Raw genomic sequence first — 1674 nt, 5'->3', positions numbered from 1 at the left:
CCCCCACAACGTAGGCCAGATCCCGACTTGATCTGGCCCGACACGCCCGCACATAGCCACTTCCTAGAGAATTCAGGCGGGTAGGGCAGATCGGCGAGGCCACGTTCCTCGTCGGCCTGCACCATCTCGAGGAGCGGCTCGATCGAGTGCGCAACCGATTCGATGTCCGCCCACGGGTCGGCGCGCTTGGCCACCAGGTCCGGGACCGTCGCGATGGTGTAGTCGTCCGGGTCGGCACCGGCCAGGTCGGCCCAACTCAACGGCGTCGACACCGTGGCGATGTCGGTCCGGCGCGCGGAATACGCCGAGGCGAACGTACGGTCGCGGGCGTTCTGGTTGTAGTCGATGAACAACCGCTCGCCGCGCTCCTCCTTCCACCACGACGTGGTGACCCGATCGGGCGCCCGCCGCTCGACCTCGCGGGCCAGCGCGATACCCGCCCTGCGGACGGCGATGAAGTCCCAGTCCGGTTTGATCCGGATGAAGACGTGCACGCCGCGCCCTCCCGAGGTCTTCGGGTAGCCGACGATACCGAGCTCGTCGAGAACGGGTTTCAGCACGTCCACCGCGATCTCGCTGGCCTCCTTGAACGCGGTGCCCGGCTGGGGATCCAGGTCGATGCGCAGCTCGTCGGGGTGTTCGGTGTCGGGGCAGCGCACCTGCCACGGATGCAGCGTGATGGTGCCCATCTGCGCCGCCCACGCGATGGACGACGGGTGCGTCACCTTCAGCGCGTCCGCGGTCCGCCCTGACGGGAATGTGACCTGGCAAGTCTGCAGATAGTCGGGATGCTTTGCGGGAACGCGTTTCTGGTAGATCTCCTCCCCGTCGATGCCGTCGGGGAACCTTTGCAGATGCGTCGGCCGGTCACGGAGCACGGCGAGCATGGGTTCGGCGACGGCGAGGTAGTAGTCGAAGAGCGTGCGCTTGGTGCCATTCGCCCCCAGCTTCGGAAAGTACACCTTGTCCGGGTTGGTCAATCTGACCGTGACGCCGCCGACGTCGACTTCTTCTGCAGCACTGGCCATCTCAGCTCTCCAATACGTCGGACAGGTCGTAGTTCAGCGGCGTGTCGAGTTGAGCGAAGGTACAGCTCGATGGTTCGCGGTCGGGCCGCCACCGCACGAACTTCACCGCGTGGCGGAACCGTTGACCTCCCGCGGTGTTGCCCTCCATCTGGTCGTAGGCGACCTCGGCGACCCTCTCGGGCCGCACCGGTATCCAGCGCTTGTCGGCGGCCGAGTTCCACCGCGACGGTTCGCCATCGTTGACCTGTTCACCCTCGCGCAGCGGCTCGAGGTCGGCGAGCATCTTGAGGCGGTCCTTGACACTGAACGATGCTGCGCCACCGACCATCTGGAGTTCACCGTCATCTCGGTACAGCCCGAGCAGCACGGATCCGACACCCTCTCCACTCTTGTGGATGCGGTAGCCGATCGCCACGCAGTCGGCGTCGCGCTTGTGCTTGACCTTGACCATCTCCCGCTTGCCAGGCAGATAGGGCCCGTCGAGACGTTTGGCGATCACGCCGTCGAGCCCCGCCCCTTCGAACGTGGTGAGCCAGTGCGTGCCGAGTTCGGGGTCCTCGGTGGTGCGGGTGACGTGGCACCACTGCTTTTCGGCGACCAGTTCCGAGAGCGCCTCACGCCGCACGCGAAACGGCTGGTCGAACAG

General features: G+C 66.1%; 2 protein-coding genes. Both read right to left on the bottom strand.

Features of this window, described 5'->3' with window-relative positions; translation table 11 throughout:
* On the bottom strand, window positions 1-1028 hold a 1028-nt coding region (ligD, locus tag ACRDUX_RS16255; protein WP_526415045.1), incomplete at its 3' end, for a non-homologous end-joining DNA ligase.
* Window position 1029: 1 nt separating this feature from the next.
* The coding region (locus ACRDUX_RS16250) for an ATP dependent DNA ligase (RefSeq protein ID WP_526415044.1) at window positions 1030-1674 on the bottom strand (645 nt) is incomplete at its 5' end.

The organism is Mycobacterium sp. (assembly GCF_050701675.1).
Taxonomy (GTDB): Bacteria; Actinomycetota; Actinomycetes; order Mycobacteriales; family Mycobacteriaceae; genus Mycobacterium.
Note: the sequence above shows the minus strand (reverse complement) of the source record. Positions and strands in the feature narration are given on the sequence as shown.